Below are 2,197 nucleotides of genomic sequence, written 5' to 3' on the forward strand. Positions count from 1 at the left end.
CAAAAAAAGGCGTCGGTTGCCGAAAGTCCGGCCTTGGCGGTGGCGATGGCGACGACTGTGGTTGCTACGGCACCCCCATTCATCGTGGCGTGGCCCGAAAGCCAGACCAGCAGCGCCAGCCCGAGTGCGCCAATGAAATTGGCCATGCACACGACCACCCAGTTGCGCAGCACGTCGCGAGTGCTTACGCAGCCGCTGGCCCAGGCCATGGCCAGCAGGTTATTGCCGGTAAACAGTTCAGCACCGGCCACCGTCACCAAAATCAGGCCAAGCGAAAATCCAAGCCCCCCTAGCAGGCGACTCGCTGCGAAGCCGAGCGATGCATCGCTGCTCACCAGAGCAAACATCAGCGCGCCCAGCCCGATGAACGCCCCCGCGAGCATGCCTAGCATTGCCAGCGTGAGCAGCGGCATGTGAGCCTTGGCAATGCAGAATTCGTTGACCCTGCTCGCGACTTGTTTAGGCGAGTAAACGTCAAAGCCATGGTCGGCTACAGGCGTCATTGCGACACTCCTGGGGGGCGTTAGCTGGGAGAGTTCCTGGTGCAAGCTACTGTAGGACGCCAGACCGGCCTCCATTTGATCGGCCGCAAGTATTATGGGTAATGGCAATGCGCTGCGACGCGCGTCTGGACGAGTTCAAGGGCGCGGCAATCGCGCTCAGAACCACCGGGCAATCGAAGATGACTCGCGGATGATCGTGCTCGCGCCAGGCTCTGCGTACATTGAGTCGTTGTCAACGCGACGACTCTGACACGTGGACGCTGCTTCTCTACGCGCATGGCCCATGGTTGCAGCGGTAGTGGCTCCAGCAAGGCCAACACCCTAACGGTGCCGACGCGCCGGTGCGTGCATATGCCCATGGCTTCAATCCTCATTTCCCACTTTGTTGCCAAGCCAGGCGAAGAAGACACCAACGGCGAAAAACCAGATCGCGAACACAATGGCCGGATACGCGGTATCCCACCAGGAGAACGACTGACCGGTCTGGAGCCGCCTGAAATCGAGCCCGTGAAAAAGTGAGTTCATGAAGTTCATGAACGGCTCCGGGAGTGCTACCCAAACCAGAGTACACAAGATATAGAACAACACAACCGTGAGGGAAAGCACGATGCCAGTCTTGATGGGTTTCATGACTACCTCCTTGGTTCAGCCGCTTCAGTGAGGCTTGGCGCGAAACAACTGGCTGAATCGAATCCGTGGAACGAACCCAGGCGTTCGCCTGCGGTACGCTTCATACTGCTGGCCGAATGCTTCCAGCACATCTTGCTCCTCCGCTCTGGCCAAGCGAACATACATCCAGGCGAGAACCGGGAACATCAACAAGATAAGAATCGTCGGCCATTGCAGGAGGAAGCCGGCCATGACGAGAATGAACGCAACATACTGCGGATGCCTGATGTGCGCGTAGAGGCCCGTCGTCGCCAGACGGCCTTCCTGCTGCGCATTGTATAGAACACGCCAGGCGGATGACAACATCAGGAAGCCGCCGAAGATAAGGATATTGCTGGCGATATGGAATGGCCCCAGGTGCGGATTGCCTTGCCAGCCGAACAGCATCTCAGGCAGATGGCCCGCGTCGTGCGACAGGAAATCGATGCCAGGGAATCTCGCCGAGAGCCACGGCAGCATGAGGTAGATCGTCAAGGGGATCCCGTACATCTCGGTGAAGAGAGCAACAATGAACGCCGAGAACGCGCCAAAGGACCGCCAGTCACGAGATGTCTTGGGCTTGGCGAAGCTGAAGGCGAAGACGATGAATACCGCCGAATTGATGATCACCAGCGACCACAGCCCATAGCCGTATTGCGGATGCTCGGTCATCGCCGTCCTCCATCGATGTCATGACCGTCCCGCGCTCGCCCCTGTCGGTGATGACCATGCCCGTGCCCCTGGTGCATGAAAAGATGCATCAACGGACAGGCGGCCAGGAGCAGGTAAGGCAGGGCCTGGATGACATGGGCCCGGTGCTCTGTCCAGAGAAAGTAGCCAATGACAAGCAGAAATCCGACCGTAACCAGTCTTGACCTCGATAGCCGCCGCTCCGTCGCTTGAACGCGCTCATCATTGCTTGTCGTTGCCAGCTTGCCCGACATAGAAGCCTCCTTGCGCGCAACGGCGCAGGCAAAGCCTTGCTTCTCTTCAGTATCGGTGCCGAAAGACGCTCGCCCTTGAGGTCGATCAAGGAAATCGAAGCC

General features: G+C 58.7%; 4 protein-coding genes. All 4 read right to left on the minus strand.

Annotation, left to right across the window (positions count from 1 at the left end):
- A partial coding sequence (locus MKD50_RS30245; RefSeq protein ID WP_147298075.1) for a formate/nitrite transporter family protein occupies window positions 1-503 on the minus strand: 503 nt, incomplete at its 3' end.
- Between the two features lie 363 nt (window positions 504-866).
- Window positions 867-1,133 carry a DUF5676 family membrane protein gene (locus tag MKD50_RS30250; protein WP_012354639.1) on the minus strand — a complete coding sequence of 89 codons (267 nt, stop codon included), beginning with the start codon at window positions 1,131-1,133 and terminating at the stop codon, window positions 867-869.
- A gap of 24 nt (window positions 1,134-1,157) precedes the next feature.
- Complete coding sequence (locus MKD50_RS30255) at window positions 1,158-1,823, minus strand: methyltransferase family protein (RefSeq protein WP_012354638.1); 666 nt, start codon at window positions 1,821-1,823, stop codon at window positions 1,158-1,160.
- The gene (locus tag MKD50_RS30260; RefSeq protein ID WP_012354637.1) at window positions 1,820-2,095 is read right to left on the minus strand and encodes a DUF2933 domain-containing protein; all 276 of its coding nucleotides are present in this window, start codon (window positions 2,093-2,095) and stop codon (window positions 1,820-1,822) included. The genes MKD50_RS30255 and MKD50_RS30260 overlap by 4 nt, the downstream gene beginning before the upstream one ends.
- Window positions 2,096-2,197 lie beyond the last annotated feature (102 nt).

Origin of the sequence: Cupriavidus mimosae (assembly GCF_023952485.1) — a bacterium.
GTDB lineage: Bacteria > Pseudomonadota > Gammaproteobacteria > Burkholderiales > Burkholderiaceae > Cupriavidus > Cupriavidus taiwanensis_C.

Coding starts and splice junctions, on each gene's coding strand:
- MKD50_RS30255 (WP_012354638.1), bottom strand. CDS start 1,823: ATGACCGAGCATCCGCAATACGGCTATGGGCTGTGGTCGCTGGTGATC.
- MKD50_RS30260 (WP_012354637.1), bottom strand. CDS start 2,095: ATGTCGGGCAAGCTGGCAACGACAAGCAATGATGAGCGCGTTCAAGCG.
- MKD50_RS30250 (WP_012354639.1), bottom strand. CDS start 1,133: ATGAAACCCATCAAGACTGGCATCGTGCTTTCCCTCACGGTTGTGTTG.